26 protein-coding genes and 2 pseudogenes are annotated in these 26,466 nt (G+C 57.9%); 10 read left to right on the top strand and 18 right to left on the bottom strand.

Annotated features, from left to right (window positions below):
- Window positions 1–100 precede the first annotated feature (100 nt).
- The 4 genes from IB262_RS29740 to IB262_RS29755 all read left to right on the top strand — a co-directional run bounded on the left by IB262_RS29740 (window position 101) and on the right by IB262_RS29755 (window position 4,067).
- Window positions 101–1,408, top strand: a complete 1,308-nt coding sequence (locus IB262_RS29740; RefSeq protein ID WP_029742848.1) for a hypothetical protein — start codon at window positions 101–103, stop codon at window positions 1,406–1,408.
- Complete coding sequence (locus IB262_RS29745; RefSeq protein ID WP_192494075.1) at window positions 1,395–2,174, top strand: ATP-dependent Clp protease proteolytic subunit; 780 nt, start codon at window positions 1,395–1,397, stop codon at window positions 2,172–2,174. Before IB262_RS29740 ends, IB262_RS29745 begins: the two co-directional genes overlap by 14 nt.
- Window positions 2,175–2,594: 420 nt before the next feature.
- The gene (locus IB262_RS29750) at window positions 2,595–2,831 is read left to right on the top strand and encodes a hypothetical protein (protein ID WP_060607017.1); all 237 of its coding nucleotides are present in this window, start codon (window positions 2,595–2,597) and stop codon (window positions 2,829–2,831) included.
- Between the two features lie 141 nt (window positions 2,832–2,972).
- A complete protein-coding gene (locus tag IB262_RS29755; RefSeq protein WP_192494076.1) occupies window positions 2,973–4,067 on the top strand; it encodes a PHB depolymerase family esterase in 1,095 nt (364 codons plus the stop codon).
- A 234-nt stretch (window positions 4,068–4,301) separates the two neighbouring features.
- On the opposite strand, the gene IB262_RS29760 is transcribed toward IB262_RS29755, so the two are convergent.
- From IB262_RS29760 to IB262_RS29815, 12 genes and pseudogenes are all read right to left on the bottom strand, one after another.
- A complete protein-coding gene (locus tag IB262_RS29760; protein ID WP_192494077.1) occupies window positions 4,302–5,069 on the bottom strand; it encodes a hypothetical protein in 768 nt (255 codons plus the stop codon).
- Between the two features lie 536 nt (window positions 5,070–5,605).
- Window positions 5,606–8,038 (bottom strand): PAS domain-containing protein, encoded by a 2,433-nt coding sequence (locus tag IB262_RS29765; protein WP_246802747.1) that lies wholly within the window; start codon window positions 8,036–8,038, stop codon window positions 5,606–5,608.
- Window positions 8,035–8,673 (bottom strand): chemotaxis protein CheX, encoded by a 639-nt coding sequence (locus tag IB262_RS29770; protein WP_060606924.1) that lies wholly within the window; start codon window positions 8,671–8,673, stop codon window positions 8,035–8,037. The genes IB262_RS29765 and IB262_RS29770 overlap by 4 nt, the downstream gene beginning before the upstream one ends.
- Entirely contained in the window at window positions 8,670–9,116 is a 447-nt protein-coding gene (locus IB262_RS29775) for a response regulator (protein ID WP_309142327.1), read from the bottom strand. The genes IB262_RS29770 and IB262_RS29775 overlap by 4 nt, the downstream gene beginning before the upstream one ends.
- A complete protein-coding gene (locus IB262_RS29780; RefSeq protein WP_060606930.1) occupies window positions 9,113–9,361 on the bottom strand; it encodes a hypothetical protein in 249 nt (82 codons plus the stop codon). The genes IB262_RS29775 and IB262_RS29780 overlap by 4 nt, the downstream gene beginning before the upstream one ends.
- Window positions 9,358–11,304, bottom strand: coding sequence for a chemotaxis protein CheA (locus IB262_RS29785; protein WP_192494078.1), 1,947 nt, complete (start codon window positions 11,302–11,304; stop codon window positions 9,358–9,360). Before IB262_RS29785 ends, IB262_RS29780 begins: the two co-directional genes overlap by 4 nt.
- A complete protein-coding gene (locus IB262_RS29790; RefSeq protein WP_060606933.1) occupies window positions 11,297–12,172 on the bottom strand; it encodes a protein-glutamate O-methyltransferase CheR in 876 nt (291 codons plus the stop codon). Before IB262_RS29790 ends, IB262_RS29785 begins: the two co-directional genes overlap by 8 nt.
- Complete coding sequence (gene cheB / locus IB262_RS29795; RefSeq protein WP_060606936.1) at window positions 12,169–13,233, bottom strand: chemotaxis-specific protein-glutamate methyltransferase CheB; 1,065 nt, start codon at window positions 13,231–13,233, stop codon at window positions 12,169–12,171. Before cheB ends, IB262_RS29790 begins: the two co-directional genes overlap by 4 nt.
- Window positions 13,230–14,654: a chemotaxis protein CheW gene (locus IB262_RS29800; RefSeq protein ID WP_192494079.1), complete on the bottom strand. Its 1,425-nt coding sequence runs from the start codon at window positions 14,652–14,654 to the stop codon at window positions 13,230–13,232. The genes cheB and IB262_RS29800 overlap by 4 nt, the downstream gene beginning before the upstream one ends.
- 3 nt (window positions 14,655–14,657) lie before the next feature.
- Window positions 14,658–16,589, bottom strand: coding sequence for a methyl-accepting chemotaxis protein (locus IB262_RS29805; RefSeq protein WP_192494080.1), 1,932 nt, complete (start codon window positions 16,587–16,589; stop codon window positions 14,658–14,660).
- A gap of 118 nt (window positions 16,590–16,707) precedes the next feature.
- Window positions 16,708–17,079, bottom strand: coding sequence for a response regulator (locus tag IB262_RS29810; RefSeq protein ID WP_192494081.1), 372 nt, complete (start codon window positions 17,077–17,079; stop codon window positions 16,708–16,710).
- A gap of 684 nt (window positions 17,080–17,763) precedes the next feature.
- A pseudogene (locus tag IB262_RS29815) lies at window positions 17,764–18,036 on the bottom strand (cytochrome P460 family protein); the annotation flags it as partial.
- Between the two features lie 268 nt (window positions 18,037–18,304).
- Between IB262_RS29815 and IB262_RS29820 the strand changes: the two are divergent.
- Window positions 18,305–18,559, top strand: a complete 255-nt coding sequence (locus IB262_RS29820; RefSeq protein WP_060607022.1) for a type II toxin-antitoxin system HicA family toxin — start codon at window positions 18,305–18,307, stop codon at window positions 18,557–18,559.
- Window positions 18,556–18,912: a type II toxin-antitoxin system HicB family antitoxin gene (locus tag IB262_RS29825; protein WP_060606947.1), complete on the top strand. Its 357-nt coding sequence runs from the start codon at window positions 18,556–18,558 to the stop codon at window positions 18,910–18,912. The genes IB262_RS29820 and IB262_RS29825 overlap by 4 nt, the downstream gene beginning before the upstream one ends.
- A 246-nt stretch (window positions 18,913–19,158) precedes the next feature.
- Here IB262_RS29825 and IB262_RS29830 read toward each other — a convergent pair whose 3' ends face one another.
- From IB262_RS29830 to IB262_RS29840, 3 genes and pseudogenes are all read right to left on the bottom strand, one after another.
- Window positions 19,159–19,812 (bottom strand): hypothetical protein, encoded by a 654-nt coding sequence (locus IB262_RS29830; protein WP_110819440.1) that lies wholly within the window; start codon window positions 19,810–19,812, stop codon window positions 19,159–19,161.
- Between the two features lie 423 nt (window positions 19,813–20,235).
- Window positions 20,236–20,451: pseudogene (purU, locus tag IB262_RS36760) on the bottom strand (formyltetrahydrofolate deformylase); the annotation flags it as partial.
- A 152-nt stretch (window positions 20,452–20,603) separates the two neighbouring features.
- On the bottom strand, window positions 20,604–20,846 hold the full coding sequence (locus IB262_RS29840; RefSeq protein ID WP_192494082.1) for a hypothetical protein: 243 nt from the start codon (window positions 20,844–20,846) through the stop codon (window positions 20,604–20,606).
- A gap of 438 nt (window positions 20,847–21,284) precedes the next feature.
- Here IB262_RS29840 and IB262_RS29845 point away from each other — a divergent pair, with 438 nt between their 5' ends.
- A complete protein-coding gene (locus tag IB262_RS29845) occupies window positions 21,285–21,821 on the top strand; it encodes a YidB family protein (protein ID WP_113189028.1) in 537 nt (178 codons plus the stop codon).
- A gap of 204 nt (window positions 21,822–22,025) precedes the next feature.
- Here the strand turns inward: IB262_RS29845 and IB262_RS29850 are convergent, their stop codons facing one another.
- Window positions 22,026–22,946, bottom strand: coding sequence for an adenylate/guanylate cyclase domain-containing protein (locus IB262_RS29850; protein ID WP_029742762.1), 921 nt, complete (start codon window positions 22,944–22,946; stop codon window positions 22,026–22,028).
- A 256-nt stretch (window positions 22,947–23,202) separates the two neighbouring features.
- The gene (locus IB262_RS29855; RefSeq protein WP_192494083.1) at window positions 23,203–23,505 is read right to left on the bottom strand and encodes a DUF982 domain-containing protein; all 303 of its coding nucleotides are present in this window, start codon (window positions 23,503–23,505) and stop codon (window positions 23,203–23,205) included.
- Between the two features lie 511 nt (window positions 23,506–24,016).
- Between IB262_RS29855 and IB262_RS29860 the strand changes: the two genes are divergently transcribed.
- Entirely contained in the window at window positions 24,017–24,220 is a 204-nt protein-coding gene (locus tag IB262_RS29860) for a CsbD family protein (RefSeq protein ID WP_029742764.1), read from the top strand.
- A gap of 91 nt (window positions 24,221–24,311) precedes the next feature.
- Here the strand turns inward: IB262_RS29860 and IB262_RS36100 are convergent, their stop codons facing one another.
- The gene (locus tag IB262_RS36100) at window positions 24,312–24,542 is read right to left on the bottom strand and encodes a TOBE-like domain-containing protein (protein ID WP_246802748.1); all 231 of its coding nucleotides are present in this window, start codon (window positions 24,540–24,542) and stop codon (window positions 24,312–24,314) included.
- 1,484 nt (window positions 24,543–26,026) lie between these two features.
- Between IB262_RS36100 and IB262_RS29870 the strand changes: the two genes are divergently transcribed.
- A complete protein-coding gene (locus IB262_RS29870; RefSeq protein ID WP_029742765.1) occupies window positions 26,027–26,209 on the top strand; it encodes a hypothetical protein in 183 nt (60 codons plus the stop codon).
- A 26-nt stretch (window positions 26,210–26,235) separates the two neighbouring features.
- On the top strand, window positions 26,236–26,460 hold the full coding sequence (locus IB262_RS29875) for a hypothetical protein (RefSeq protein WP_060606995.1): 225 nt from the start codon (window positions 26,236–26,238) through the stop codon (window positions 26,458–26,460).
- The last annotated feature ends 6 nt before the right edge of the window (window positions 26,461–26,466 follow it).

The raw sequence follows: 26,466 nt of genomic DNA on the forward strand, positions 1-26,466 counted from the left end.
ATTAGAACGGATGTCCGGGACGCGGTGTTAAACCGGCCTTTATTCCGCCCGCTTCTTGATCCTCTTTTAAGGAATACTTTCCTTCTACGGAGACTGGCCCATGGCGACCGGCGCATCCCAGCGATTGCACGACGGGGTCGCCGCCGTCGAAACGATGACGCGGTTTGCCATTGCCGTCCTAGCCCTTGCCTCCGGCGTGTACACTTATCTCGGCGTGCGCAGCATCCTGGACGGTTCGCCAACGGCGATCTTCTTCGCAGCGATTATCTACTCGGCCTCCGTCTCGGTCGGCATCTACGCTTTCTGGTCCTATATGGCGCGCTTCTTTCCGCATATCACGACCCATACGGGCCGCGCCGCCATGCTCGGTGTGATGGCCATCGGCGCGGTCATGATCATGGCCATGTCAAGCTGGCTAAATGCTGCTGCACTAGCAGGTTCTGCGGCACTTGAGCAGCACCTGGCCGAGACGGTGGAAGACTATACCGCCGACCTCGACCAGGCGCACCAGAACGCACTTGCTGCCCAGAGTCTTCTGCCCGATATCCAGCGCGCCTCCGAGCGCTTTGCTCAGCTGGCGCTTTCGGAACGGCAATCGGGCGCTCTGACCGGTACGACCGGTTCAGGAAGCGTCGTTCAGTTGCTGTCGCAGATGTCAGCGCAGATGAAAGATCTAGAGAACGGCATCAACGCCTCGCGCGAACAGGTAACGACGTTGTTCGAACAAGGACAAAAGCGGCTTGAGACCATGCGTACGCTGGTATCGGCGCCCGGCGCCATTGAACCGCGTGCCGACCAGTTCTCCTCGGAAGTCGTGGCGCTCACCGGGGTCATAGCCTCGCTCGGACAGACTTCAATTGCCCCTTCGATCCGTCGCGCGGCCGATGATCTTTCGCTCGGCTTTATTGCACCGGTCGCCGACGGTGGCGATGCCGACCTAGTTGACCGCCAGGACAGGGTAATGGCGACAGTGCGCGCTTCAGTAGCGGCCCAGTCGAAGGTTCTGTCCGACGCCGCTGACGAGATCCTTGCGCGCGCACCGGTAAAGGAGCGAAGGTTCGTTCCACTATCGTCCGCCGAAGCAGTTTTGCGCTACGCTTCGGACTTTATTCCAGCATGGGCTGGCGCCATCTCCATCGATCTCCTGCCCGGTGTACTCGTGTTCATTCTTGCAGTCGTGCACGGCGCGATCCGAAAACAGGAAGAGAGGATGCCATTTGCCGAACGCATCACGGCAGCCGAACTCGTGCAGGCAATAGAATTGAAGCGTGCGCTGGCGGAAAGCGGCTCGGATCTGATGGAGGTTGCCGCCGAGCTTGAAGCGCAGAAAACTACGGAAGAGGCAAACAACATCACAAACCTCGACCCGAGAATACGTCCCAAGGATCGCCCACATGAGGATCGATGAACCGATCAAGGCCTTGAAGCGCCTCGACGATGGCACCGCGATGCGAGGCGTGTTCTATCTATTGCTGTCGTTGACAGCGATTTTTCTGATTATCGACGTTCGCAACATGGAAACCAGCCCCAAGCTGTCAACCGCCGACCCAGCCTACCAGGTCCCGTTCCTGCCGCCTGCAGGAACCAAGGGGGATCCGAGCGATGCTGCGCAAAGCCCATCGAGCCCGGCCGAAGTGCTGAACAAGCCGATGACATTGGAACTTGGCCCCGGCGGCGTCCTGCTTGTCGAAGGCACCTTCGATCCAGGCGCGTCTTTGCGCTTTGCCAGAGAGATCGAAGTTCGCGGCGAGTATGTAAGAACCGTCGCGCTCAACTCCCCAGGCGGCTCAGTGGACGACGCGCTGGCAATTTCCAAGCTGATACGCGAAAAATCGCTGACGACGAAAGTGGTGTCGAGAGCACTTTGCGCATCCTCATGTCCAATCGTGCTTGCTGGCGGCGTTGAACGCCTCGCGGAAAAAGATGCGGTGGTTGGAGTGCACCAGCTATTTACCGTCAGAAACGTCATACCCACCGCAGACGAGCTCATGTCGACCACACAGTCCGCCACCGCACGTGTCGCCCGCCATCTCGAGGCTATGGGCATTGCTGCCGAACTCTGGTTCAACGCTTTGGAAACGCCTGCGGACCGCCTTTATTATTTGACGGCGAAGGAAATGGCTGATTTTCGACTGACGACTACGCCAGCTGCGAGTCCCAAGAAGAGAAGTTAGGTCTCTACCGAGCGGATCAGCTCTACGCTAGGGCATGGACAATGGCGGGCCTCTTTGGGGATTAAACACAATCGGACACAGGAGGACTTAACACCGATCTTGAAGGCGGGCGTAGAGATCAGGGCGGGGCCGTGCCTCTTGACGCCCATTTCCTGGAAGCCCCCTCATAACGTTTCTGGGATCGTGACCCTAGACTGCGTGTGCTTTGCATAAATGCAATTGGCGCGATCTGCAGCGTCCGCGGTAGATGAGAGGTTAGGCATGGCTCGCAACTCAACCGGTGAGAGAACTGTCGGGTTCGAGCGCACAAAGGCTGTGCACTGGAGCTTTGGCTGTCGAAGAAATACGCAGCGCTGATTTACTTCTGGGAACAATGGCTTCCTTCCGGGCTTTTCTATGGAAGAGGAGGCCGGAGTGGTGATGACGCGCTATTTCTTCGATCTTATGAATGGTGACGGACAGACGCGGGATGATCTGGGGCTTGAGCTACATTCCCGCGAGGCCGTCATGCAGGAAATCACGCGCATCCTCGTTGATGTCGCACGCGACGAATTGCCCGAGGGCTATGGCACTGAAATTTCAGTTTCTGTGCGCAGCGAAGAGGGCAAACCTATCTCCGTTGCCAGCCTCACGTTTCGCAACCGCTGGCTCGATTGACGGATTTGCGTTCGTCTGGCGAAATCTCGCGCCTTCCATTGAAACACTGCGTCGCAGCATTATATTGTGCACTGCAGCAATGAGTGCTGTATGAGGCCGCTATGATAGCCATCCTGGCCGTTACGGCCTGGAGGTTTCGTTATGCGCTCCTTGTCTAACACCCTCGCTTTGCTCAAGCAGTTCCGCACACATCCGGTCGACCCTTCTCGGGAGAGCCACTTGTCGGAATTCGAGGCCTTTGGACGGAATCCTGGCCAGCTTGAGGCAAAAGTTCATGTCCCATCGACAGTTATTCCACGACCGGCGCTCGTCGTCGTCTTGCACGGCTGCACCCAGACGGCGTCGTCATACGACGCAGGCTCGGGATGGAGCAGATTGGCCGACGACTATGGCTTTGTCGTCCTCTTCCCGCAGCAGACCCGCAGCAATAACGCCAATCTTTGCTTCAACTGGTTCCAGCCGAACGATATGGCGCGCGGCGATGGTGAAGCGCTTTCAATCCGCCAGATGATCGAGACCGCCGAAGAACGTTATGACATCGATACCTCGCGAGTTTACATAACCGGGCTTTCAGCAGGTGGAGCGATGGCCAATGTGATGCTGGCGACCTATCCTGAAGTCTTTGCCGGCGGCGCAATCATAGCCGGCCTCCCCTATGGCACGGCACACACGATACCCCAAGCGTTCGACCGCATGCGCGCGCAAGGCATTCCCGACACTAACACGCTTCAAAAGCTGCTTCGGTCCGCTTCCAAAACAACGGGCCCATGGCCGGCGATATCGGTCTGGCAGGGAACGCAGGACATGACCGTCAACTCGGCCAACGCAGATGCGATTGTCGACCAGTGGCTGGGCGTTGTTGAAACCCGAGGATCGCCCCGGGTAGAACAACCGACGTCGCGGCTTGAACGCCGGGTCTGGGTCAATGCCAACGGGGAGGAACGCCTTCAGCTTTACCGCGTCAAGGGTATGGGCCACGGCACACCGATCGATGCGAAAAGTGGGTACGGTCGGGCAGGGCCCTACATGCTTGACGTCGGCATTTCGTCGACCGAGGAAATTGCCAAATCGTTCGGGGTTGCGGCGCCATCCTTGAGACAGGTGAACCCGGGCGTCGCCACTGACGTCGCTATCCCCAAGGCTCGGAGCAACGATAATCCGAGTCCCAAGGGACCGGCGGACGGCATTCGGCGGACGATCGAAGACGCGCTTCGTGCAGCGGGTCTGATGCGATAACACCGCGCACACTTCCTTCGTGGCCACCCGCCCTTTCGATCTGACGACTCACCGCGTGGAGATGCCTCAAACGGCGAGTGACGCCGCCGCAGCGAACATCCAATTTACAAGGTCGCCCACCTGATGGGCCATACGCTCGGCCCTCAAGCTATGCGGTGGGTCCAGACGATTTTTTTGAAGAGCGGCCACATCGAGCGGCGAAGTTGCGCACCACTTGATGTTTTCGCGCTGCCGTCACTCCATACTGCATACCTCGCGACTGAGCCGATACGGACGGTTGCACTCCCAGCCGTTTCCGGAACGATCCAGATGTGCGTTTTCAGGAAGATTGATCTGTGAACATACCGATCCTTTTGCTTCAAATCCGCGGTCACATTTCCATTTCTGGCCATAGGAGTTGTCCGCGAAGGTTGCATTTTCGGGAACCTTTACAGCAACACAGGCCTGATCTTTCATTTCAAATCCACGGTCGCACAACCATTCATTGCCGCTGGTGGTCAGGTAGGCATGGTCAGGAACGATCAGTGCGACGCATTTGCTACCGATGACCTGGTACCCCCGTTCACAGATCCAGCCCTCGCCATAGCTCGAATCCGTCAGATACGCCTTGTCCGGCACTTCGATGAGGTCGCATTCAGTATCGCGCTGACGATATCCGTGCATGCACTTCCAGCGGTCACCAGAATAAGAGTCGAGAAAAGCATTGGCGGGCAGCCGTACCGCAAGGCACTGGCCGTCCTTTTCGGCAAACCCGTAATCGCATTCCCAGCCGTTGCCATAGGAAGCGTGTGTCAGGAAAGCATTGTCGGGAGCCGTCACAGCAACGCAGGAATCGGCCTCTTGTCGGAATCCACGATTGCACTCCCATCCCGATCCGTAGCGTTTTGCTTCGGAATTTGCTGGCACCGACCCTTGACCATATGCCCCAGGGATCAAGAGCAGAGTGGCGGATAGAAGAACGCTCGCCTGTAGAGCCAACGCTAGGAAGAACGGTTGAGGCATGTCCTTATGTCTCCAAATGGGCGGTTGAGTGGTCACAGAAGTGTGAAGCCATTGCGGCCGGCGCTTACCTGCGCCCATCGGTTCGTCCCAACCAATGCCAGATTGTCGTGGCTGGGAACATACTGCGCACAGCGCTGTGCAGTTCGCAGCCTCAAGTGTCTAGGACCGACCGGAACTTGCTGGATCGCAAGGCGAAAATGTCTGTTCGGTGTAGGACATGGCGCCCCCTTGATTGGGGCCAGGGTATCGAACCCTCATACAGCAGCGCCCGTGACATCTGCTACTGGAGACTGGACACTGCGCCTTTGTCATTCGAATAGCAACCGCTCTTCACCGTTATTTGATGTGCCTGCCGAACGCCCCCTAGCAATCATGATTTCCATGTTTCCATGCTTTGATCGAGCACGAACCGGGTCGTTCCAAGGCGGTCGGTCGTTTTCCGTGGAGAGAGGGGTTGTCGCGACGGAGGCACGTCAGAGGCCGCACACCTTGTCGGCTAGTCGGCGCTGACTGTCGGCATGAGTTGCGCCGGCGTCTCAATCTTTTGCAAGCATTTCTCGAACTTTTCGCGCCAGATCGTCCATGGAAAACGGCTTGGTCATCATGTCCATGCCCGGTCCGAGAAAGTCCGCGCGTGAGGATGCTGTTGCTGCATAACCCGTTAAGAACAGAACACGGAGGCCCGGCCTCCTTGCCAGAGCCACTTCGGCCAACTGCCGCCCGTTGATCCCTGGTAAGCCGACATCGGAAACCACGGCATCGATGCGCTGCGCGCTTTCGATTATCGGCAGCGCATGTTCTCCGTCTTCGGCTTCGATCGTCCTGTATCCAAGTTCCTTCAGAACGTCGACGATCAGCAGCCTCACGGCGCTGTCGTCTTCCACAACGAGCACGACCTCACCTTCACCCATCAGACTCCCGTGTTGGGACGGAGCCGAGCCGATGCTTGCCTTGTCGGCGCCTGACCCATCCGGGAGAAAGAGCGTGACTGTTGTACCCGTTCCCAGCTGGCTCGTTATTCGTGCGTGGCCGCCCGATTGCTGGGCAAAGCCGTAGATCATCGACAGACCAAGTCCCGTTCCTTGCCCGATCGGTTTCGTCGTGAAAAACGGATCGAATGCCTTAGCGATCGTTTCTGACGTCATGCCAGTTCCGGTGTCGCTTACCGCGATCACGACATACGGGCCGGGCTGGATTTCCTCGTTGCGCGAGATGTCAGCCTTCGTCAGGGTTACGTTCTCCGCCTCGATGGTCATCTTCCCACCCTTCGGCATCGCGTCGCGCGCGTTGATTGCCAGATTGAGAATTGCATTCTCAAGCTGATTTGCATCAGTGAACGCGTAACACGTCTCTGGATGTACCAGGACAGAAAGGGAGATTTTTTCGCCAAGCGTGCGAGTGAGCAAGTCCTCCATGGAATTGACGAGCTTGTTCACGTCGACCGCCTGTCGGTCGAGCGATTGGCGCCTCGAAAACGCCAACAGGCGATGGGTCAAGGAAGCCGCTCGATGGGCGGAGGTGGTCGCAGCATCGATGAAACGGTCGAGGTCGTCGAGACGCCCGGCCGAAATTCGACGGCGCAGAATCGAGAGAGCGCCGATAATCCCTGTCAGCAAGTTGTTGAAGTCGTGCGCTATGCCACCGGTCAGTTGGCCGACCGCTTCCATCTTCTGCGACTGGCGCAATTGTGCTTCGGTATCTTTCAGCGTCTCGGCTTGCTCCCGCTCCAAAGTGACGTCGCGGCCAAATCCATAGATCGCTCCGTCTTCCTGGGATGTGCGCCAGGAAATCCATCGTGGAGCGCCATCCGCATGCTTCAGGCGTAGTTCAAAGTCGCTTCGTCCGCCCTTGGATGCAACCTCAACGGCTTCCAGCATCGAGGCTTTGTCTTCCGGCCACGTAAAGTCGACGATCGAGCGGCCAACAGCGAGGCTCGGCGACGCTCCGAGGATTTCGCGCCAGACGGGGTTGGCGTCCTTAATCTCTCCCGAGCCGCTCAGAACCAAAACCAGGTCCCGGGAATTTCGCCACATGCGATTGCGTTCGCGCATGCTGCCCCTTGCGCGTTCGGCCAAGGCGAGGTTGGCTGTTCGCAGTTGCTCCTGGCTCGCCTTTGTTTCCGTGACGTCATAAAGAACGCCAATGTACCGCTGGCTGCCCTGAGCGACCTCGACATACTCGCCGCGTTGCGCCAGCCATCGCACTTTGCCGTCATCGGCACGGGTAATCCGGAATTCCCGGTCCGCTATGCTCTGTGGCCCGTCGGGACGCGCCAGATCGATGATCAGCGGGTCGCCTTCGTGAATGAGGTTGTTGAGTGTCTTGATCGGCAGAACCTTGGTCGGGTGAAGTCCGAAGAGTCGGCAGAGTTGGTCCGAAACGTTGACAGTCGCAAATCCCGCGGCATGCTCGAACGTGCCGATGCCACCGGCCTCCTGCGCTATTCGCAGCCTCTCTTGGGCAAGCCGTTGGTCGGTGATGTCGACAAGCGTGCCAACAAACCGGACCGGCTCGTCATCGTCGTCCGCTTCGCCGCGACCTTCTGCACGAACCCATCGGATGCTCCCGTCCCTTTTGACCAGGCGATATTCCTTGGAGAATATTTCTGCGCCAGCGAGGATCCCCGCCACGGCCAATCGTATTCGCGGCATATCCTCGGGGTGAATGGCGGAAAAAAAGTACTGTGTGCGAACTCCGGCTTTGAGATCAATCGGATCGAGCCCGACCATCGCCGCAAATCGCGTGTCAGCGAAAAGCCGATTGCCGGAAATGTCCCAATTCCAGCTGGATGCTGCACCCGCGGCCTCAAGCGTCAGGTCAAGCCTTTCTCGGGCCGTCGCAAGCTCGGTCCTGATCTCCAGAAGCTCTGCTTCAGCCTCTCGCCCCGCGGTCGCATGCCCGACATCTGCCCGGTCAGCAGTCGGGAATTTGCTTGCCGTGGGGAAAAGACCTGGTCTCGACGACTTCAAGGCGCCTCCTGCGTCACGCGTTCGATGAACGCTGCGACTAAGGTTTTGAGGACCTCCAGCGACGGCAGATCCATGATCATGGCGATGTAGCCTCGGATGTCATGGTCCCTGACGGAAAAGTTTATGTAAAGGAAAAGCACGAACCCTTCATTTGCATCCTCGGTGCTGACATGAAACAGCGACGCGCTGTTTCCACGCCTGACATCCGGAATTGACATCTTGAGCGACTTCTTGAGCATGTTTGCCATCGAGCCCAGGCAGCCATTCAGTATGACGTTGCCGGTCTCGGCCAATGCCTCGGCCTCCATTTCGAGGAGTTCTTCCTCGCTCATTTCGTCTCCAACGATCGCTCGTACTAATGTGAGACCGTTGCTCTCTGGAAAGATAAGAAGGGCCCGGCCCGAAAAAGGTCCGTCAAACTCCTGCTGGACTGCGATCAGATTCTCGCTTTCGCGCTGGCCAATCAGTGCTGCGGCTGATTTTCGCGTGATCACCTCGACAGAAGGCACAGACAACAAGACCTGCTTGTGAACCATCTTTCGCAGGCTTGCGGCCGCTCGACTCACCCCGATGTTGACGAGTTCAGTCAAGGCGTCGCGTTCGAGCTCGTCCAACTCGATGTCGATCTCGCTCATATCTGGGACTTCTTCAAACGAAGCGCTGCGCCTGTGATGAAGGCACTCATGCCCTCCTGCGTCACAGGTTTGCCAACAAAGGTCGCGTTCAGTGCCCTCACGCGCGCAATCACTTCGTCCTGAACATTCGCCGTGATGATGGCGATTGGCAGCGTCGGGTTCGCGTCACGCATCTCGGTGGCAAGATCAAGTCCGTCCTTGTCCGGCATGTTGAAGTCGACAACCGCGACATCGATCTGGCGCTCGGCCAGGATGCGAAGCGCCTCATCGGCGCTGCCAGCCTCGACACGTTGCCAGTCGGGCTTGAGGGCAGCAATCGCTTTGCTGGCTACGATGCGGGCCAGCTTGCTGTCATCCACGACCAACACAGTCACACCCATTTCGATCTCTCCGTGCTCAATTTCGTCTGAACGGCTTGTCCGGCGTTGTTCTGCGTCTGTCATTTAACTTTCCTATTCTTGAGCGTTGGCAAGAGGTAACGCACAGCAAAATCCGAAGCAGGCTCACCTTCGAGATCGCGTTCGCAGAGAAGTATCAATTGCCAGACTGCCGTGTGGATGTCGCCAGCATGCACGAGCGAGACGGGCAATCGCGGTTTGGCTTCTAGGGCGGTCAAAAGCTCTTCGGCGTCCTCCACCCCGCAAGCACCGTGAAGCTCAATTGCTCTGCCAGAAAGTACGATCGTCATGTCATCAGACCTTCGATATCGAGCACAAGTACAATACGCCCGTCGCCCATCAGCGTCGATCCGACAATTCCCGGCGTGCCTGCAAGCAGGCCGGTGAGCGGTCGCATCAGTGCATCCGACCGGTCAACGATCCGATCCACCGCGACGCCGACAGGCTCGCCTCCAAGCGAGACGGCTAGAACGGTCAGCTCGTTCTTTCGTGGCGTTTGCGGCAGGCGCAGCAATTGGGAGAGTTCCAACAGGGGAATCGTCTGCTGACGCAGCACGAACGCCTCGCCGGCACGAACCGGCGTCACTGCGTTGGCGGAAACGCGCACCGTCTCGTGGATCTTTTCTATCGGTATGCCGTATTGTTCGCCGCCGACCTCAACCACCATGAGGCGGCTCATCGAGAAGCTTATCGGCAGAACAAGTCCAAAGATCGTTCCTTTCTCTGGGGTGCTTGAGAGTTCCACTCTGCCACCGAGCGCCGACAGGGTCGAGCGAACCACATCAAGGCCGACCCCTCGGCCTGACACGTCCGTGACGCCCTCAGACGTGGAGAACCCAGGCAGGAAGACGAACTGAAGGACTGCGTCATCGGAAAGCCCGTCGAGACCCTCGTTTGTCGTCAGACCGGCGCTCAAGGCTCTCGCACGAATGGTTTGCGGCGACATTCCGCGTCCGTCATCCCGCAACTCGATCCTCAATTGCTCGCCAAGGCGCATAGCCCTCAGCTGGATCAGCCCTCTTTCGGGCTTGGCGACCTTTGTACGCTCCACTCCAGCCTCGATGCCGTGATCGATTGCGTTGCGAATGAGGTGCACCAGGGGCTCGTACACGTTTTCTACAATCTCCCGATCGGCTTCAATCGTCTCTCCCTCCATGACGAGGTCGACGGCTTTTCCCAGTCTGGCCGCTGTTTCGCGGACAAGTCTTGGAAAGCGCCGGAAGGTCTGACCAATAGGAATCATGCGTGTGCGTGTGACGGCCGCATAGAGCGACCCGATGAGCCGGTCAATTTCGGCGTGGCTTTCCAACAGGTACCGCACAGGCGAGGTGTTTCCTGGGAGAGGGGGAAACAGGGCGGCAGCACTTCGTAGGCGGTTCTTGGCAGCGATGAGCTCGCCGGTGAGGGTAACGAGAGTGTCGAGCCGGTCCACACTGACGCGAGCAACACCGCCGCTCGAGGCAACGTTCGAATGGGTTGAGGCCCTGCTATTGGTGACCGCGGGCTCCGCCAGGATCTCCACCAGGCGGACCTGGTCTGGAATAAGCCGAAATATCGCCTGAAGTTCGCTTAGCGACGCCGTCGACAAGACTTCGATCACAAGATTGCAGCGGAAGGGATCATAGGGGGTTTCAGGCTCAGGCATGTTGCGCGCGAACACGCGGAGATAGGCAATGCCAGGCACCTGCGAGACCGTCTTCAAAGGGTCATCGCCGCTAAAGAAGCATTCCGCGTGGGGCTCGTAACGCGCTGCGATCACAGAATGGTCAATCGGCAACGAACTGTGTTTACTCAGGAGGTCGCGTGCCCAGCGTGGCGTCGGTTCATTGGCATCGAGCCCCTCGCTTAACACCCCGGGCGAGAAGGCCAATGTCCCCTGAAGTTGTGGCCCCTGCGAAAGGGTCTGCGCAGATGGCGCTCCGGTCGCAGCGATCTCCTCCACGCATTGTTCTGTCCATTCAACGATGACCACGACGGCATCGATGAAACCCGCGTCGATATCGATCCCGCCCGCCCTCGCAGCAGAAAGATAGTCCTCGCAGCGATGGAGTATCGCCTCCATGGGTCCGAACTCGAAAAGGGCGACGGAACCCTTTAGCGTGTGGATGGACCTGAACAGGCTTTCAAGCTGGCGCTGGTCAAGAGGATCTTGCTCCAACGCCAAAAGCGATTCAAACGCCTGGTGAACGAGCTCGCGGGCTTCGATCCCGAATTGTTCCGTCAATTCATCCATCGGACGCCCCATCGCCTCTCCGGTAGACAATGGCGTCGGGGAACCGAATGAGGTCGAACCGATCGGAAATCCTTGCCATAGACTCCGAATGCCCCAGGCAGATGTATCCGCCCGGATTCAGCACCTCATGGAGATTGTGAGCAGCAAGCTGCCTGCCCTTGTCATCGAAATAGATGAGGAGGTTGCGGCAGAATATGACGTCGAACCGACCGGACGCGGCCAGGCTTGCCGGGTCCAAAATGTTTGCTTTTGTGAAACTCACGGATTCCCTTAGGTCGGCAATCAACGTGTGTTTGCGCGCGTGCTTGGGTTCAAAGTAGCCCTCGATCAATTCACTCGGAAGTTTCGACAAGGCCCGCTCACCATAGCTTGCCTCCCTGGCCTGGTGCAGCACTGCCGTGTCGATATCCGAGCCAACGATTTCGACGTGATACGCATCAACGAGCTGCCAGTTCTCCAAAAGCCATATCGCGATTGAATAGGGCTCTTCCCCTGTTGAACAGGGCATCGACCAGATTCGGATGCGGTCGCCGGGGCGTTTCGTGCGTACGATTTCCGGCAGGATCGAATGGCTAAGGCAAGCCAGTTGGTGCTCTTCGCGGTAGAAATAGGTCTCATTGACGGTGAAGCTGTTGATGATCTTTTCGACTTCCGTCTCGTCCGCTCGCAACACCGCCAAATAGTCCTGCGGCGTAGCGCTGCCCCGCACGCGCATCAGTTCGCAAATGCGCCGCTCGACGTAGTATCGTTTCGTTTCTCCGAAGATCATCCCTGTGCGCGCATGAACGAACGCACAAATGTCCTTCAAATCGGCGATCGACAGCGGGCTAATGAGCGCTCCTCCTTCTGGCTGCACCGGTATGGTCATTTGACGTAATCCAGAAGCTTCGAAGCAATCCGTCCAAGCGGCAACACATCGCTTGCCCCGTCGCGGGACACCAACTCGCCTGGCATACCCCAAACGACGGCCGTCGCCTCGGCCTCCGCGATCGTCCGGCCACCGGCTTTCCTCAGATCGACCATTGCCAACGCACCGTCGCTGCCCATTCCCGTCAACAGGATCCCGATTAACGCTTCGGGCGCGACAACGTTCATTGCAGACAGAACCATGCGATCGACGCTTGGATGCCAGATCCACCGCCCATCAGACGGAGCAGGCATCACGACCAGCCGTTCCGCTCTTTTGGATAGGATGATGTCGGCATCTCCCTTGGCTATGTAGACATGCCCCGGTTCGATCGGCCGCTGCTGGTCGGCTTCGACCACGCAAAGCGCGCACAGTTTGTCCAGCCGGCGCGAAAGTGGTCCGGTAAACGTCGCCGGCATGTGCTGCGCTATGACAATTGGTAAGGGAAAGTCAGCTGGCAACGAGGAGAGGATCACCTCAAGGGCCGGCGGCCCTCCGGTCGAAGACCCAACCAGGACAAGCCGCTTGTCTGCGGGTCGTCCTCTGGCCTCAGTAGAAGATCGTGGAAGGTCGGGGGCGCGAGATGCAGCCCGGCTGATGCGCTCTTTCAATCGTCGGCTGCGCCGGATTGCAATGCTTGAGGCACCTCGAACTTTTTGGACGATCAGCGGGCCAAGCGCGTCGATCTCGAGCGAAACTGCTCGCGTCGGTTTGGCAACGAAATCGACCGCTCCCATCTCGAGCGCCACCAGTGTCTGTTCGGCGCCCTCCTCCGTCAATGCCGAAATCATCACGACAGGGCAAGGGCGCTCCAGCATGATCCGGTCGAGGCAAGCAAGGCCATCCATGTCAGGCATATGGATATCGAGCGTGATGACATCCGGCTCAAACCTCGCCGCCATGTCCAGCGCCTCTTGCCCGTTGCGAGCATATTCCAGGACAAAATCACCGGCTTCGGCAAATACTCGGCCAAGCAGTCGGCGCATCAGCGCGGAATCGTCGACGATCAAGAGCCGGATCAAGATGCCTTCTCTTCGGATCCAGTCATGGCCAAGGCCGCAACGACATCCTGTTCTGCGCGCGTGAGCAGTTCTTTTGGATCGACCAGTAGTATCATTCGGCCGTCTGCCTTCAGTCGAGCCACCCGGTCGAACACGCTTGTACGTTCCGATATGTCGGGAGCATCCAACAGGTCTTCGGCAGCTATCTCGACGGTCTCCGACACGCGATCAACCACAAAACCAACGCGTGTCTCTTCAAAGTTCACAATGATGGCGCGCTGCCATGCAAGGGGGTTGGTATCCGCTACCTCAAAGCGCATGCGCTGATCGATCAACGGGACCGCTCTTCCCCTAAGATTGACGACGCCGGCCACAAAACTCGGCGCCTTAGGTACGCGCGTAACGGATTGAGGAACGCGTACAACTTCTTCCACGCATCGCATCGGCAGGCCGTAATCCTCCGATCCAAGCGAAAAAATCAAGAACTGCTCGCCTTTGGCAACGATCGAGTTTTCGCTCATGTCATGTTCTCCCACCGGCGACGCGACCCGGTTGACGGCCTGATTTCCAAACAATTTTTCGGTTGAGAGAATTGCAACGAGCGACTGCCCTTCACCGGGGCGCCCAATCGCCTCAAGTTCCGCGGGGCCTTGTCCATTCTTGAGAACCGTTGGAACGGCATCAATTTGTGACGATGCCAGACGCAGGATAGTCTGGACTCGCTCGACGGCCAGACCGATCCTCGTTCCCAGATAATCCACGACGACGACCCGATTTGCAGCGCGCTCTTTATCACTGCGCAAGCCAAGTAGGTTGCGCGCATCTGCCACCGGCAGCACGGCTCCGCGATGTTCGGCCATGCCAAGTATTACGTCCTGTGGCCGGCTCGCCGTAAAAAACTCTTCCCCAAGAGCCAGCACCTCGTGAACGTCAGCGAGCGCAATCGCAAAGCTCTGCCCGGCGACCTTGACGGTCAGGAATGGTTTACCCGCATCAACGGGGTTTGCATGTCGGCTGCTCGCGCCGAAATCACCCGATCGTCGGGCGGCGCCTGTGTTTTGCCTCCTCGGGCTTGTGGGGCGTACTTGCGCGGTCAGACGCGCATCGAGATCGCTTATCCTGTCGTTATCGTCGGCTACGATTTGCAGGACTGCGTCCACCATCAAACCGATGCGTTGGCCTCGCTCGTATACAATGCAGCATCCATCAACAACTCGGCCATCTCCTTCGTCGCCGAGCACGTGGCCAAGGTCGAAGATCGGAACCGGTTCTCCGCGAATGTTGGCAATTCCCAAAAGGCTCTCAGGCCCGTGGGGGACCCTTGTGATGCGGGGAGCTCGTACGACTTCCGCCACCTTGTTCGCATCCAAAGAGAGGTATCGGTTGCCCAACCGGAACTTCAAGTTCCGGCTTTTCTGCTCCGATAAGCCAGATCGCATCATCGTTCAGGCTCCAGCGAGCTGGAGTTCATCCGCAAGCGAAGCTATCTCTTCAATCGCTGCGGCCAAATCCTCTGCTCCACGAGATTGTTGACGGGCGGCGGCAGCAGCCTCAATGGTGGCGGCACTTGCCTGCTGCGCGACTGTTGCGATCTGTTCCGTGCCGGCGCGCACCTGTTGAGTTGCGCTGAGGACGCCTTGAGCCGCTTGCTGGATCGCGCTGTTTCCCGTCGCGATAACCGCCACCTCCGCTTCGATTGCACCCAGGCGCTCGACGAGTTGCATGTTCTTGGCCACCTCGCCGTCAAGCGACAGTACGATCATCTCCAGATCGCGAAGGACCACGGCGATCTTGATCTGGATGATCCGCACAATGTCTTTGACGCCATCGATATTTTCAGCCGCATCGGAGGCGAGTTTGCGGATATCGCTGGAGACAATTGCAAATCCCCGGCCAGCCTCACCCGCGCGCGCTGCCTCAACCGAGCCGCTGACGGCAAGCATGCTGGTCTGGACCGCCACCAGAACTATGCGGTCGACGGCACGCTCTATCTGGAAGGCAACCTCACTGAGATCCGAAAGCACGCTGAGCGCTGCGCGCGAGTGGGCGAGCGCTTCGCCAAGACCGGAGGCGACACTGGAAATCCTGGTTCGGCTTTCCTGCAAGAGCTTCAGGACCGAAGCGATGGATTCTCCTGACCCCTGCGCACTTCGATGGGCACTCGCCCCACTTCGTTCGATCTGCGCCATTGCTGCGTTGGCTTGCATGGTCGCTGCGGCCTGTGCCTCCGCACCGCGGCTGATCTGTTCGACCGCGATCAAGATCTCTCCGGCAGCGTTCGCAAGTTCCTGAACCGTGGCCGACAGTTCCTCGGCTGCCGAGCTGACCTCGACGGATTTGAGTGACGATCCAGAGCCCGACATCAGTTCGTCGGCAAGCGCTGCAAGCGCCTGGGCGGTTTTCTGGCTTTGATCCAAAGCGGTACTTTGTTGCTGGACGGATCGATGCGCCTCGGCCGCAGCTGTGGATTGTTGTTCAGCCGCGGCCGAAACGGTTTCCGATCCCCGTTGCGCCTCGCGTGCGGCAATTTCGGCTTCGACCGCAGATGTGAGAATGGACTGACTGCTGTCGAGCAGATCCGTCAGGCTCGTTCGCACTGCGGCGAGATTTGTGCTTATTTCCTGCCCCGAGAGAGCCTGAGCCTTTGCGATCTCCGCGGCATTCCTAACCTTTTCGGACACAGCGGCGACACCAGCCACGATGCGCCCTGCGTTTTGGGTAACGTCCCTCGAACCCCGTTCGGCGATTTCGGCAAGCGCCCTGACTTCGTCTGCTACGACAGCGAAACCTTTGCCATCGTCGTCGGCCCGCGCAGCCTCGATGGCGGCGTTCAGCGCCAGGAGGCTTGTGCGGTCAGAAATATCGGCCACGGTGAGGGTCGTCGAACCGATTGCTTCAGCCTGGTCTTGGAGTTGCGCAATGACGTCCACAGCCGAAAGCTGACGATGGGCGCTCGAAGCCAATGTCCGTACCGACACCTCAATTTGGACGGCAGCGTCGGTGATTGTCGTCTGCAGTCCTTCGGCGCGCCGGCGCGCGTTTTCGGCCTCCATCCGGGCGTCGGAAAACTGGAGCAGGAGCTGCCCGGTTCCAGCAAGTGATTCATGAGCTGCACTGGCCGCTTCTTCCGCACCACTTGCAATCTGCTCCAGTGTCCGATTGAGCTCGTCAGCGGCGGATGCAGCTTGCGCAACTCCGCTTGCAAGCTCGTCGCTCGCCGTTGCGATACGCTCTGCAGCTTTCTGCTGGCGAAGCCGGGATCGGTCTTGGGCGCGACGCGATGACGCCGTCTTTTCAACGGCGGTCACTGGCTGTGGGGATACCACTTTTGCTGCGCTGCGCTTTATCGCCAATTCGGTTGTTTTCACCAGTGCCATCAAGAGGGTCCGTCTGTGTTGATGATCGGACGGCATGCCGAACCGATAGCGGTTTGAATGAGGCGAGGACGAAGGATCGCGACGACTAGTCGTCGAAGTTCAAGATCATATGCGGACCCTACCCGGTGCGCAGTGTCTCGGTCGCGATCGCGTTCAACAGTATATCCGGATGGCAGGGTTTGGTAAGAAAGATACCCTTGCTGAAGACACTCGACGCTTCATCGTCGGGCGCAGGAGCTTGTCCCGAATAGACGACAAACGGCACGGATCGTTGCAGAAGGGTCTGTGCAATCGATGTGCAAAAACCGTCTCTGACGCGGGGGTCGAGAATGCCCACCTCCGGGGTATTCGCCTCTAGCCATACTGCGGCATCCGCGCATGAACTGAAAACCTGAACAATCTCAAATCCCGCTTCTGCCAACAGTTCTTCCAGATCAAGTGCAATGATTGGCTCATCTTCAAGCACGAGAACGGATCGGGCCTCAGTCACGAACATTCTCCAACCCCATGTGTCGGCAGCGGCAAGCCACAAAAATCACAAGGGTTAACTAGGGTGCCACTGTCATTCGTCAACGAGCCGCAGGCAACGATTATTACCACTCTACGTTCGGCCGGCTGGCCAGTTCCCATGCGATGGCAACTAGATGAGAGAGGAAATCATCGGGCACGCGTGTGGTTACCACCGGTTTCGCAATTGGGTGCCACAATGCGCGTTAGAACGGGTTCGACCCTCGCGCGAACTTGCGGTGCGGGCACGCCTTATGACGATGGAAAGAATTCGACAAGCTCATCCATGCGTGGGTGAATACGGGCGCTGCCTGTAGGGCGAGCGCCTGAAGGAAAACTGGCGCCTTCCTTCCAACAAATCCAGGATTGCCCCGAATTTCTCATCCCACCAGAAAGCGGAACTGATTATCGTCACCCGATACGGTCCACCCACTCGGGCAAGCCTCTTCAATCACCCGCTCTATCTCGCGAGGGTCATATGGTTTTCTTTTCAGGGTCGGCGTGCCGCGAAACTCGTTCGAAAGGCCTGCCGAGCAATGGCCGTTGGCGGACACGAACGGTATTTTGCGACGGCGTTAGATCGTCGCCGCAGGAAAGGAGGCGGCAACAAAATCAAGAAGGAGGCGAAGGCGGATCACAGTCCTCATTCCGCGCCTCTGGAGTGCTTTCATTCGAACTCGAACCGACGCATTTCGTTGAACGTGTACAGGAATTCCCGGTCCGACCGTGAGGTATGGCATCGCTGACAGCGCGCAGTGTTCTCGTCCATCTTGATCGTGCCGTCTGGCTTAAACCACTGAAACTGCCAGTCGGCGGTGCGACGGCTTTCGTCGTAGTCCCGTCCCCAGTTCTCGCCTTTTTCCATGATGAAGTAGCGGAAGACCTCGCCGTCGCGGTAATCGACCAGTGCGACTTGAGTGCCATTCGGAACTGGCCGGCCCGCTCAAAGCTATTGTCGGCGTTGGGCCGAAAGTTAACCAACGAACCTCTGTCCTAGAAGAGAATCGAACCCGCAGCCGGATCTTTCCGGGCGTGCGACTTGCAAATGACTATGCCAAAAGTCACGAGCGCACGGATTTTCGCAGCATCACGGGTGCACGGAAATCGGACCCATCGAGCGATTCGCACCCAGGGCTCTAAACACACGGATCGTATTTGCATGAGAAATAATGCTTGCAGAATTAGCAAGCATCACTATATTTGCTAGCATGAACAGCAAGCAGAAAAAGACTCTCGTGGCGGTTTTCAAAGATCCGATCTCGGGAACCATCGAATGGGCCGCTATAGAAAACCTGCTTGTCGCTGCCGGCGCGAACGTCATCGAAGGAAACGGCTCGCGCGTTAAGTTCGAAAAGGACGGCATAATCGCGAGCTTCCATCGTCCTCATCCCGACAAGGAGGCAAAACGTTATCAAGTTCGCGATGCTCGCGAATTCCTGACGCAAATTGGAGTAGAACCATGAACACCATGACTTACAACGGTTATCACGCTCGCATAGAATTCGACGCGGAGGACGAGCTGTTCTTCGGCAAGATTGCTGGCATTTCTGACGTAGTCGGGTTTCACGGGGACAGCGTTGCTGAACTGAAGAAGGCGTTCCATGAGGCTGTCGATGATTACCTTGAGACCTGCAAGAGCATCGGCAAAGAGCCTCAAAGACCCTATTCCGGCAAGATGATGTTTCGAGTTGCTCCCGAAGTGCATCGCCGAGCTGCTCTGGCTGCCGAACTTTCGGGGAAGAGTCTCAATCAGTGGGCCGAGGAGGCATTAGAAGAAGCCGCGGCGCACTTCGCAGAGGCCCGCCTTTCGGCATAGGCCATTCGCTTCCCCGCAAGGTCGGCCGGCAGGGCTCTCGTCCGGGTCGAGGTCAACGGTCGTCACCAACACTAGAATGAACTTGGGCGTAAGGAACCCTCAATTCATCCGAGGTCGGACGAAACTCGCGACGGGGCGATGATCCAAAGGTGCAGTTCAGTCGTTAGACAACTTTAGGTGGCGCAGAGCCTTTGCAATGATCGCTTGCGGAGAAAGCCTGTCCAAGCAGGCCGATGGCAGTTGTTGCTACCTCAGTAGAAAATCCATGTTCGCAACGGGCCGACTCTGTCTGCGCAAGCCGGCTACCGGGATGCGGCGATTGTCGCCAGCTAAAACCTGAACCGCCTGCGTCGGGGTCATGATTACCGCGTTGGCAAATTCAAGTTTCTTCGGAAGGCGCGCAAAGCCTTCGTTGGTGGTCACGAACACATGGCGCCCGCCATTTTCATGTGCCCAGAACGCCTGAGCAGCGCCCAGGCAATTGCGCCAATGCCAAGCAGCGGCGCTGGACAGATCCTTTTTGTCCAAGCCGTAGCTCACCGCGTAGTCCGACCATCGTGCTGGCGTCGTCGGAAAAAGGGTTCTGAAGATAAGTCGCTCGCGCTCAATCGCCGCTTCATCACTCATAATAGAGAAACCATGGAATGAAAAACCGTGTCGCCCGATCGGCCGCAAGAGGCTGATGTGACCAAGTCCGAGCGCGCTCATTCGGCTTTCAAAGTCTGCAAATCGTTTTAGATGTGCGCCACCGGGCTGACGTTCATATGCGCTCGAAGCCAAAATGGCGATATCCGCCTCTCCACGCCTTGCGGCCTCAATCAACGTGCGAATGTCGCCGTGGGCCGATCTCTTCTCATCGATGTTGATGAGACAGTTGTTTTCGAGCGTAAAACTCCGCATCACTTCACCATGTTGCTCTAGTCACTCAATGCTCGCCATTTGCGAACCAAAGCCCCACATAACTCTCACTCTGGTTCTTAAAGCGATGCGCGCATCGTGGACATTCGGCTTGGCAGTAAAGAACAAACGAACAAGCGATCGCTCGAAGGTAACAAGGACACAAATCGCCATGGCGGTCAGTTCCAAAAGGAACATTAGGCGACGACAAACGCAAAAATCATGAACTCTCTCCGCTCAGCGGGGAGCTGCTTGTTCTTGTCCGCACGGGTCGGCTCGATCGGCGACAATCGCCTGAGAGGTTGGATCTTACCAAGCCTCGAAGGCTGCCTTAAACCACATCGTGCGCACCGCTTCAGGCGAGATGAGCCGCACGCGCGCCAAAGCGGCGGCGGTCAGCCGCGTCATCGATCGGCTGTCGAAGAACTCGAATTCCATGCCAAAACGGTCCGCAATCGGCTTAAACTCATCCTTCAGCACTTCTAGCTCCCGCCCCCCTTCGGAGCGGAAACTGACACGCATGAAGTGACCGGTATCAGCGTCATCGAACTGTGCGCTGTCGGTGATGTTGCATTCATCTTCCGCCAGGAAGGAGGAGATAGCGGCGACGATGCCGCGGGTGGATGCGCAGCGCACGCGCAGGGCAAACTCGACATTGGTGTTCCTCTTTGTGGATCAGGATGCGGCTGGTGTTGCCAAGCTGCGCCTCAACGATGCCGGGACAAATCTTGAGACCGACACCGCACAAAGGCTTCGCTGCTCCAAGCCCATTTTTGATCACTCAGGCAACCCGGCTAATCGGTTGGATAAATGGTCCGCGATAAGTCACCCTCTGCGGGTGGGGAAATTGCTTCGTCCTCATCCAGAAGGCTCAGCCTGGCGATCGCGGTGTCCGATATGCTCGTCAGAAATTCAGCCTGGGTCCAACCCAAAAGGCAAGCTTCCTCGCCAAGGACCTGGATTGCATAGTGCACCGTCTGCTGGAGTTCGACCTTGCGCTCAAGCGTCCCAGGGGGCTGATTTGGACGTTCAATCATGGCTTTTCTCTCGTTTGGAGATTAAGGTACTGGCGCGGCAGCAGATCGGGCCCGGCGGATAAGATCAAAACACCGTGCTCAGACTATCGTTCCCCTCTTTCGACTGAAGACTGGCGTTAACATCATGAGCCTCGATTTTGAGGCCGCCCCCAGTCCACTTTCGCTCGTCAGTAAAGTTGATACGCAGTGCCATCGGGGCATGGAACATCAGCTGACCGGAACAAGAGATGCCGGGTGGAGTTTAAGCGTCTACCGATGCTCCTTCTAACCCAAAGGAAAAGCCATGACCAACCCAGCCTCGGTCCGCGCCATTGGCGATCCATCCGCCACAAATTCGACGATGAGCAGGCCACCGACCTCGCGTTAACAGCGATCGCGACCTCCGTCGTAAATCAGCAGATGCCTGAACGGGCATATATGACAGAAGAGGAGAAGCACATGGTAAGCACTGCACTTAAAGCCCTGCTAAGTGTCCTTGCGGTGGCAGGATACCAGAACAGGGACAAGATCGGCGAGCTTCTGAAAGGTCTGACCCAGAACCGACAAGACCAAGGACCAACCGGTCAACAGGAGGCCGGAGGAGGTTTGGGTGACCTGCTTGGCGGTCTGACTGGAGGCTCTGGTGGCCTCGGGGGCTTGCTCGGCGGTTCATCGACCGGCGGCGTGTTGAGGGGTGGTCTCGGCGATCTCCTCAAACAGTTCGAGCACAACGGACACGGGGAGACCGCAAAATCCTGGGTGCAGACCGGTCCAAACAGCGAAATTGATGATAGGCAGTTATCGGAAGCGCTCGGGCCGGAAGTCCTGGAGGATCTTTCCGCGCGGACGGGTCTTTCTCCTGAGGAGATTTTGAGCCGCCTCAGCCGAGATCTGCCAAAGGCGGTTGACGATCTGACCCCCAACGGCGTCCTGCCTCAAGAGGACGACCCTTTCGAAGGGCAGATCACTCCTCCACCCAAGACCCAAATCATATAGTCGAAGAGGCCGCCGCAAGGCGGCCGCTTCTTTGGCGTTTCTCAGGCGGGCGTTGCACAGGAATCAGACGCGCTACCCTAGCGGCACCTCCACAATCACGTTGCATACTTGGCTCGACCCGGAACATCGCACCCGTTCCGGACGCTGTCGGCGCTCTCATCTGCTTTTCAAGCCATTTGGTCGTGACGACGATCGTTGCGTGTTTTATTTGGCGTGAATGTCTGCCAACAAGATCTTGGCGAGTTCGACGAACTGACCCGTTGGATACTTTGATAAATACGCTTCAATCATCTCGGCGTTACCGGTGTCCCGCACCGTTTCCCAGAATGAAACCTCGATACCTGGCTCGCCCACCCCAGACCCACCTTGAGCAACGCGCGCGGCTGCGAGTTCGGCGAACTCGCCCGCAGGGTATCTCTTCAGATATAGGAGATATTCGGCCGGGTCATCGCTCTCCTGTACCGCCTCCCAAAAAGCCACCTCAACCCGGCGCGCTTCATCTTTGTCTTGGTCTTCCGGCAAGGTCTGATCGACCGAAGAGGATCGCTCCGGGTGTTGGACGGACGTTAGCTCTGCACTGGGGCTTGGTTCGGACTGCGGGTCAAACAGAACACGGAACACCCGGAGCGGGCGCGAAATGTTCTTGACCTGATGCTCACCCAAATCCTCAAAGGTGGTGTCGACGCGATCGCGCAGATGATCTCGTACTCCTCGCGTTACACAGATGCCGCCGGCATCGGCCAGGCCTTCAAGCCGAGCGGCGATGTTGACCCCATCCCCGAAGATATCGCCGTCTTTCACCAGAACATCGCCGACGTTGATCCCGATGCGGAAGTACATCTTGTGTTTGTCGGCAAGCGGCCGGTTGGCACGCCACATGGCCTGCTGGATTGCGATCGCACAGTTGAAGGCATGCACAATCGATGGGAATTCCGCCAACACGCTGTCCCCCGCGGTCCCGAAGATCTCTCCATGAGCACTTTCAATAAGGCCGTCGATGATAGTACGATGCGATGTCAAGGTCGCCAGGGTCTGCTCTTCGTCGGCATTCATCAACCGCGAGTAACCTTCGATATCGGCAGCCAGGATCGCTGCAAGCTTTCTTTCAAGTGGTGGCGCCTCCATGTGAACGATCCGATCCAACGCGTGCGTTTCGATGTGCAGTCGATCATCAACCGATGAGCACGCGGCTTTGTTCCTTCCGTAAACGTTTGATCTTATCCGCGGGCGTATCACCCAAAGGCCGAATTTTGCTCGACCGAAATCTGCCTCGAGGTGGAGTGCTGCGAGGGTTCGAACACGGTACGTTCCACTCCGCTTCCCCTCGCACCAAGGCATCGGCCAGAGGGTGAAAGGCTTCAAAGTTGACGTCCTACAAGCCTCAGCGCAGGACTCCTGCTTCACGGGCAGCTTCTTCAAAGGCCAATCGGGCCATGTAACCAGGCAAGTGACCATTCATGGCTTCGAGACAGTTGGTCAAAGCAGCCTGATATGCTGGACCGGATCTGGATCCGGACCAATTGTTTCGCAAAACCGCTACCGCTTCACTGGCTGATCCAACCAACACCTCGTGATCCGCATTGGGCAGGCTTATCACAACGCTTTCGTTCCAGGGTGCCGGTTGTTTTGCTTTCTCTAGATCGCGTCCGTAGCGTTCCTCGCGTTCCCACCGATCCTCTGCCATGGCGTTCTCCTTCTCGAACACCTTCAAACCGGAAAAACAGGAATGTGTTCCCAGTTCGAGCAACGAGGTTGGGCACGGATCCGCCCCCTTTTTTAGCCGGTCTGCCTTCTTCCCGTTATCGAGGTGCCCCCGCCAGGCTCCTTGTTCGGAAACTGTTGATGGGGTCGCGAAGCGACAGCCCCCCCCTTTCACGCGGCGTCTTTCAACGCGTCAGGACGTTGTAGGTGGCCCACCGCTGATCTCGCAGACTGCTTCTATCCCCCGAGTGACGAATGTCGGGATTTCGCCGGCGTCCAGTTGGCGCCGCGTATCTTTAGCACTGCGTTGCTCTCCGCTGAGGCCATAAAGCTACGGGCGCGGGATCGTCGACGGGCAAACTCTTCCCGTGGGGGGATCGGCCGCCTGTGGAGTCGTCGCACCGTTGTCCCCGTAACCATCGCCGCAGGCACATTTGAACAAATGCGCAGCCAAGGCGTTTAGCTGCTAGCCACAATTCACAGGAGGAAATGACATGGATTGGGACCGTGTTGAAGGTAACTGGAAGCAATTCAAGGGACAGATCAAGGAACAGTGGGGGAAACTGACCGACGACGACTTGGACCAAATCGCTGGCAAACGCGATCAGCTCGAAGGCAAGATACAGGAACGGTATGGCCTCGAAAAAGATCGGGCACGACAAGACGTGGATGACTGGTTCGGCCGGCAAACCTGGTAATCTTCAGAGCGCCCCGCCGCAGGCGGAGCATCTGGTGTGCCCCAAGCGGCCCGACGGCTACGGCGCGTCGGGCCGCTAAACTGCCCTCCAGCTACCGGTCGGGAAAACTTGCTTCAGATAAACTCGCGCGCTGTTCGCCGCGAAAGAGCATCCATTTTGTCTTGAAGGCGATACGACTCTCGGGGGGAAAGAGTGCTCGATCGGGCGGCAGTTCGAGCTCCACAACTGAAGCGAATTTCTCCAACCTCACCTCAAGATGCCGAGTGCCTGCCACGCGCCGGCTTCCGGTGATAGACCCCACAAGACCGTGTTCGGATCCCATGACGAGTTGTATATCGTGGGCCGAAAGTAGAGGGCCGCCTGACCATCGTGCTCAGTTGTCGGTAGCCCCGTAGATCGGCCCTCAAGCCAGATCTCGCGGCCGGAAACACTGACGCTTAGGCAGTTCGACTGGCCAATGAACCCGTAAACGAACTGAGACGGGTGAGCGGAGATCTCGTCCGGCGTGCCCGTCTGCTCGTTTGAGCCGTTGTTCAGCACCACAATACGGTCGGCTAGCTCAAGCGCCTTCCCCTGGTCGTGCGTGACAAAAACAGTCGTGTATCCAGTTCGATCGTGGATGTACTCGACGAGGGTGCACTGTTCGAGAGTGCCATGTGGCTCGAGCACACCGACGCGGTGCGGACGAATAGGGAACTTTTCGGATCGATGGCCGTTTGTGATTTGCCGATGATCCCGACGCCGGATCATCGACCGGGCTGCGACGCGAAGGCGTGCGGAACCCGCCAGGTACACGCTCGCTTGGCCCCGTTATCGCCTTTCGGGGCCATTTTTTTGTGTTCGCTCCCTGCCGACAGGAACCTGTTCAGCCCCGTGCGTTTTTTCGCTTGTCTTGATGCCAAGTGTCCCCCGAAGTAGCCCCTCGCCTCGTCGCGCCCGACGGGGCCACTTCTTTATGAATTGATCGACAGGGGATTCCCGGACCTGCAATGGCTTTGGCCCACTAGGTGCCCGACGGATGAGCCGCACGCGCCAGCGCGCCGCCTGGTCATTTCTTACGGTGTAATGGAACCGATACGAAGTCTCGACGTTTCTGGCTTCGTGAGACCCTGAGCCCCCGATCAGGGTGACACACCTTCACAATCCGCCTGGAAGTGAAGTACTCTCTCTCGATAATTGCCTCTGGCCTCGTCCCGACGGGGCCATTTCTTTTATGATCCCTAGTCGCCGCGGCCATTACCACGACGGGGCCCGCGGTCGCCGATGAGGATTATCGTCGTCGGTGGACGAAGGCGCCCGATTTAGCGGCGAATGCATTGAGCAGGATCGGCGCGGCGCCGTGGGAGTGGACCCCGTTCCAACACAGCCTGTTGGCTCTGTCGACGGAAGGGGCCTTTTCCTTTTTAGTCACTTCCTGGGTGCGTCCATTAGAAAAGACAGCCCCATCGCTGGGGCCGTGAGGTAAAACATCTGACGCTTCTGTTGAACGGTCCGCAGGCAAACCGCGCTCGATAGGCCCCATCTGCGGAGTTGAGGTTGAAGGTGGGGCCTAGAGGCGCTTTCGATCACCAAGTGGCGGTCGAGCAACACGTTAGAACGTAGGAAAGCGCCAACGGTTCCACCATGGGACTTCAGTCCCATAACCCCGGAGCAATGGTCCTAATCCCGTGGAGAACTGACCCCGATACGCTATTTCTAAACCTCAGCCTATGGCGAACTATTCGGCATAGGCCGACAACGACACCAGGGCAGCCTGCCCGTCCCTTCGGTTCGCTCTGGTGTCGTTGCCGACCGGAGGAATGGACTATGTACGAACAATACCGCTACGGCGGGCCACCGAAAAAATTCTCGACAGGGTTTCTTATCGGCGTGATGCTCTTGGCGATGCTCGTCATCGGCGGATACCTCGTCGTGAACAGCGCGTTATCGCACGAACCTCAACAATCCGTCGCCATCGTCCTTCCGACACCTTTGGCATCCTCGAAGTAGTTCTCGACTGAAACAGGAAAGCAGCCATGAGACTGATGCACTTAGGGCGAACCCGCCTTGAAATGCTCTGCCACGATATCGCCCTCAGCGACGCCAAGCCAGAGAGCGCTGCCTACTCGATCTCTTCGAGGCTTACGCGTTCGTCTCCTCAACGCGAGCTTCTGCGGGAATACCCGGCCCGTAAAGAGCAGATTGCCGAACTCCAACAGATCTACGCCGACAAGGCAGAGTCGTCGCCCTACTCACGCTAACCGATG

The organism is Ensifer sp. ENS02 (genome assembly GCF_014851885.1).
GTDB lineage: Bacteria > Pseudomonadota > Alphaproteobacteria > Rhizobiales > Rhizobiaceae > Ensifer > Ensifer adhaerens.

Bases quoted from the DNA above. Each gene is read 5' to 3' on its own strand.
- IB262_RS29740 (WP_029742848.1), top strand. From the start codon at position 101: ATGGCGACCGGCGCATCCCAGCGATTGCACGACGGGGTCGCCGCCGTC.
- IB262_RS29745 (WP_192494075.1), top strand. From the start codon at position 1,395: ATGAGGATCGATGAACCGATCAAGGCCTTGAAGCGCCTCGACGATGGC.
- IB262_RS29750 (WP_060607017.1), top strand. From the start codon at position 2,595: ATGACGCGCTATTTCTTCGATCTTATGAATGGTGACGGACAGACGCGG.
- IB262_RS29755 (WP_192494076.1), top strand. From the start codon at position 2,973: ATGCGCTCCTTGTCTAACACCCTCGCTTTGCTCAAGCAGTTCCGCACA.
- IB262_RS29760 (WP_192494077.1), bottom strand. From the start codon at position 5,069: ATGCCTCAACCGTTCTTCCTAGCGTTGGCTCTACAGGCGAGCGTTCTT.
- IB262_RS29770 (WP_060606924.1), bottom strand. From the start codon at position 8,673: ATGAGCGAGATCGACATCGAGTTGGACGAGCTCGAACGCGACGCCTTG.
- IB262_RS29775 (WP_309142327.1), bottom strand. From the start codon at position 9,116: ATGACAGACGCAGAACAACGCCGGACAAGCCGTTCAGACGAAATTGAG.
- IB262_RS29780 (WP_060606930.1), bottom strand. From the start codon at position 9,361: ATGACGATCGTACTTTCTGGCAGAGCAATTGAGCTTCACGGTGCTTGC.
- IB262_RS29785 (WP_192494078.1), bottom strand. From the start codon at position 11,304: ATGGATGAATTGACGGAACAATTCGGGATCGAAGCCCGCGAGCTCGTT.
- IB262_RS29790 (WP_060606933.1), bottom strand. From the start codon at position 12,172: ATGACCATACCGGTGCAGCCAGAAGGAGGAGCGCTCATTAGCCCGCTG.
- IB262_RS29800 (WP_192494079.1), bottom strand. From the start codon at position 14,654: ATGATGCGATCTGGCTTATCGGAGCAGAAAAGCCGGAACTTGAAGTTC.
- IB262_RS29805 (WP_192494080.1), bottom strand. From the start codon at position 16,589: ATGGCACTGGTGAAAACAACCGAATTGGCGATAAAGCGCAGCGCAGCA.
- IB262_RS29820 (WP_060607022.1), top strand. From the start codon at position 18,305: ATGAACAGCAAGCAGAAAAAGACTCTCGTGGCGGTTTTCAAAGATCCG.
- IB262_RS29825 (WP_060606947.1), top strand. From the start codon at position 18,556: ATGAACACCATGACTTACAACGGTTATCACGCTCGCATAGAATTCGAC.
- IB262_RS29830 (WP_110819440.1), bottom strand. From the start codon at position 19,812: ATGCGGAGTTTTACGCTCGAAAACAACTGTCTCATCAACATCGATGAG.
- IB262_RS29840 (WP_192494082.1), bottom strand. From the start codon at position 20,846: ATGATTGAACGTCCAAATCAGCCCCCTGGGACGCTTGAGCGCAAGGTC.
- IB262_RS29845 (WP_113189028.1), top strand. From the start codon at position 21,285: ATGGTAAGCACTGCACTTAAAGCCCTGCTAAGTGTCCTTGCGGTGGCA.
- IB262_RS29850 (WP_029742762.1), bottom strand. From the start codon at position 22,946: ATGGAGGCGCCACCACTTGAAAGAAAGCTTGCAGCGATCCTGGCTGCC.
- IB262_RS29855 (WP_192494083.1), bottom strand. From the start codon at position 23,505: ATGGCAGAGGATCGGTGGGAACGCGAGGAACGCTACGGACGCGATCTA.
- IB262_RS29860 (WP_029742764.1), top strand. From the start codon at position 24,017: ATGGATTGGGACCGTGTTGAAGGTAACTGGAAGCAATTCAAGGGACAG.
- IB262_RS36100 (WP_246802748.1), bottom strand. From the start codon at position 24,542: ATGGGATCCGAACACGGTCTTGTGGGGTCTATCACCGGAAGCCGGCGC.
- IB262_RS29870 (WP_029742765.1), top strand. From the start codon at position 26,027: ATGTACGAACAATACCGCTACGGCGGGCCACCGAAAAAATTCTCGACA.
- IB262_RS29875 (WP_060606995.1), top strand. From the start codon at position 26,236: ATGAGACTGATGCACTTAGGGCGAACCCGCCTTGAAATGCTCTGCCAC.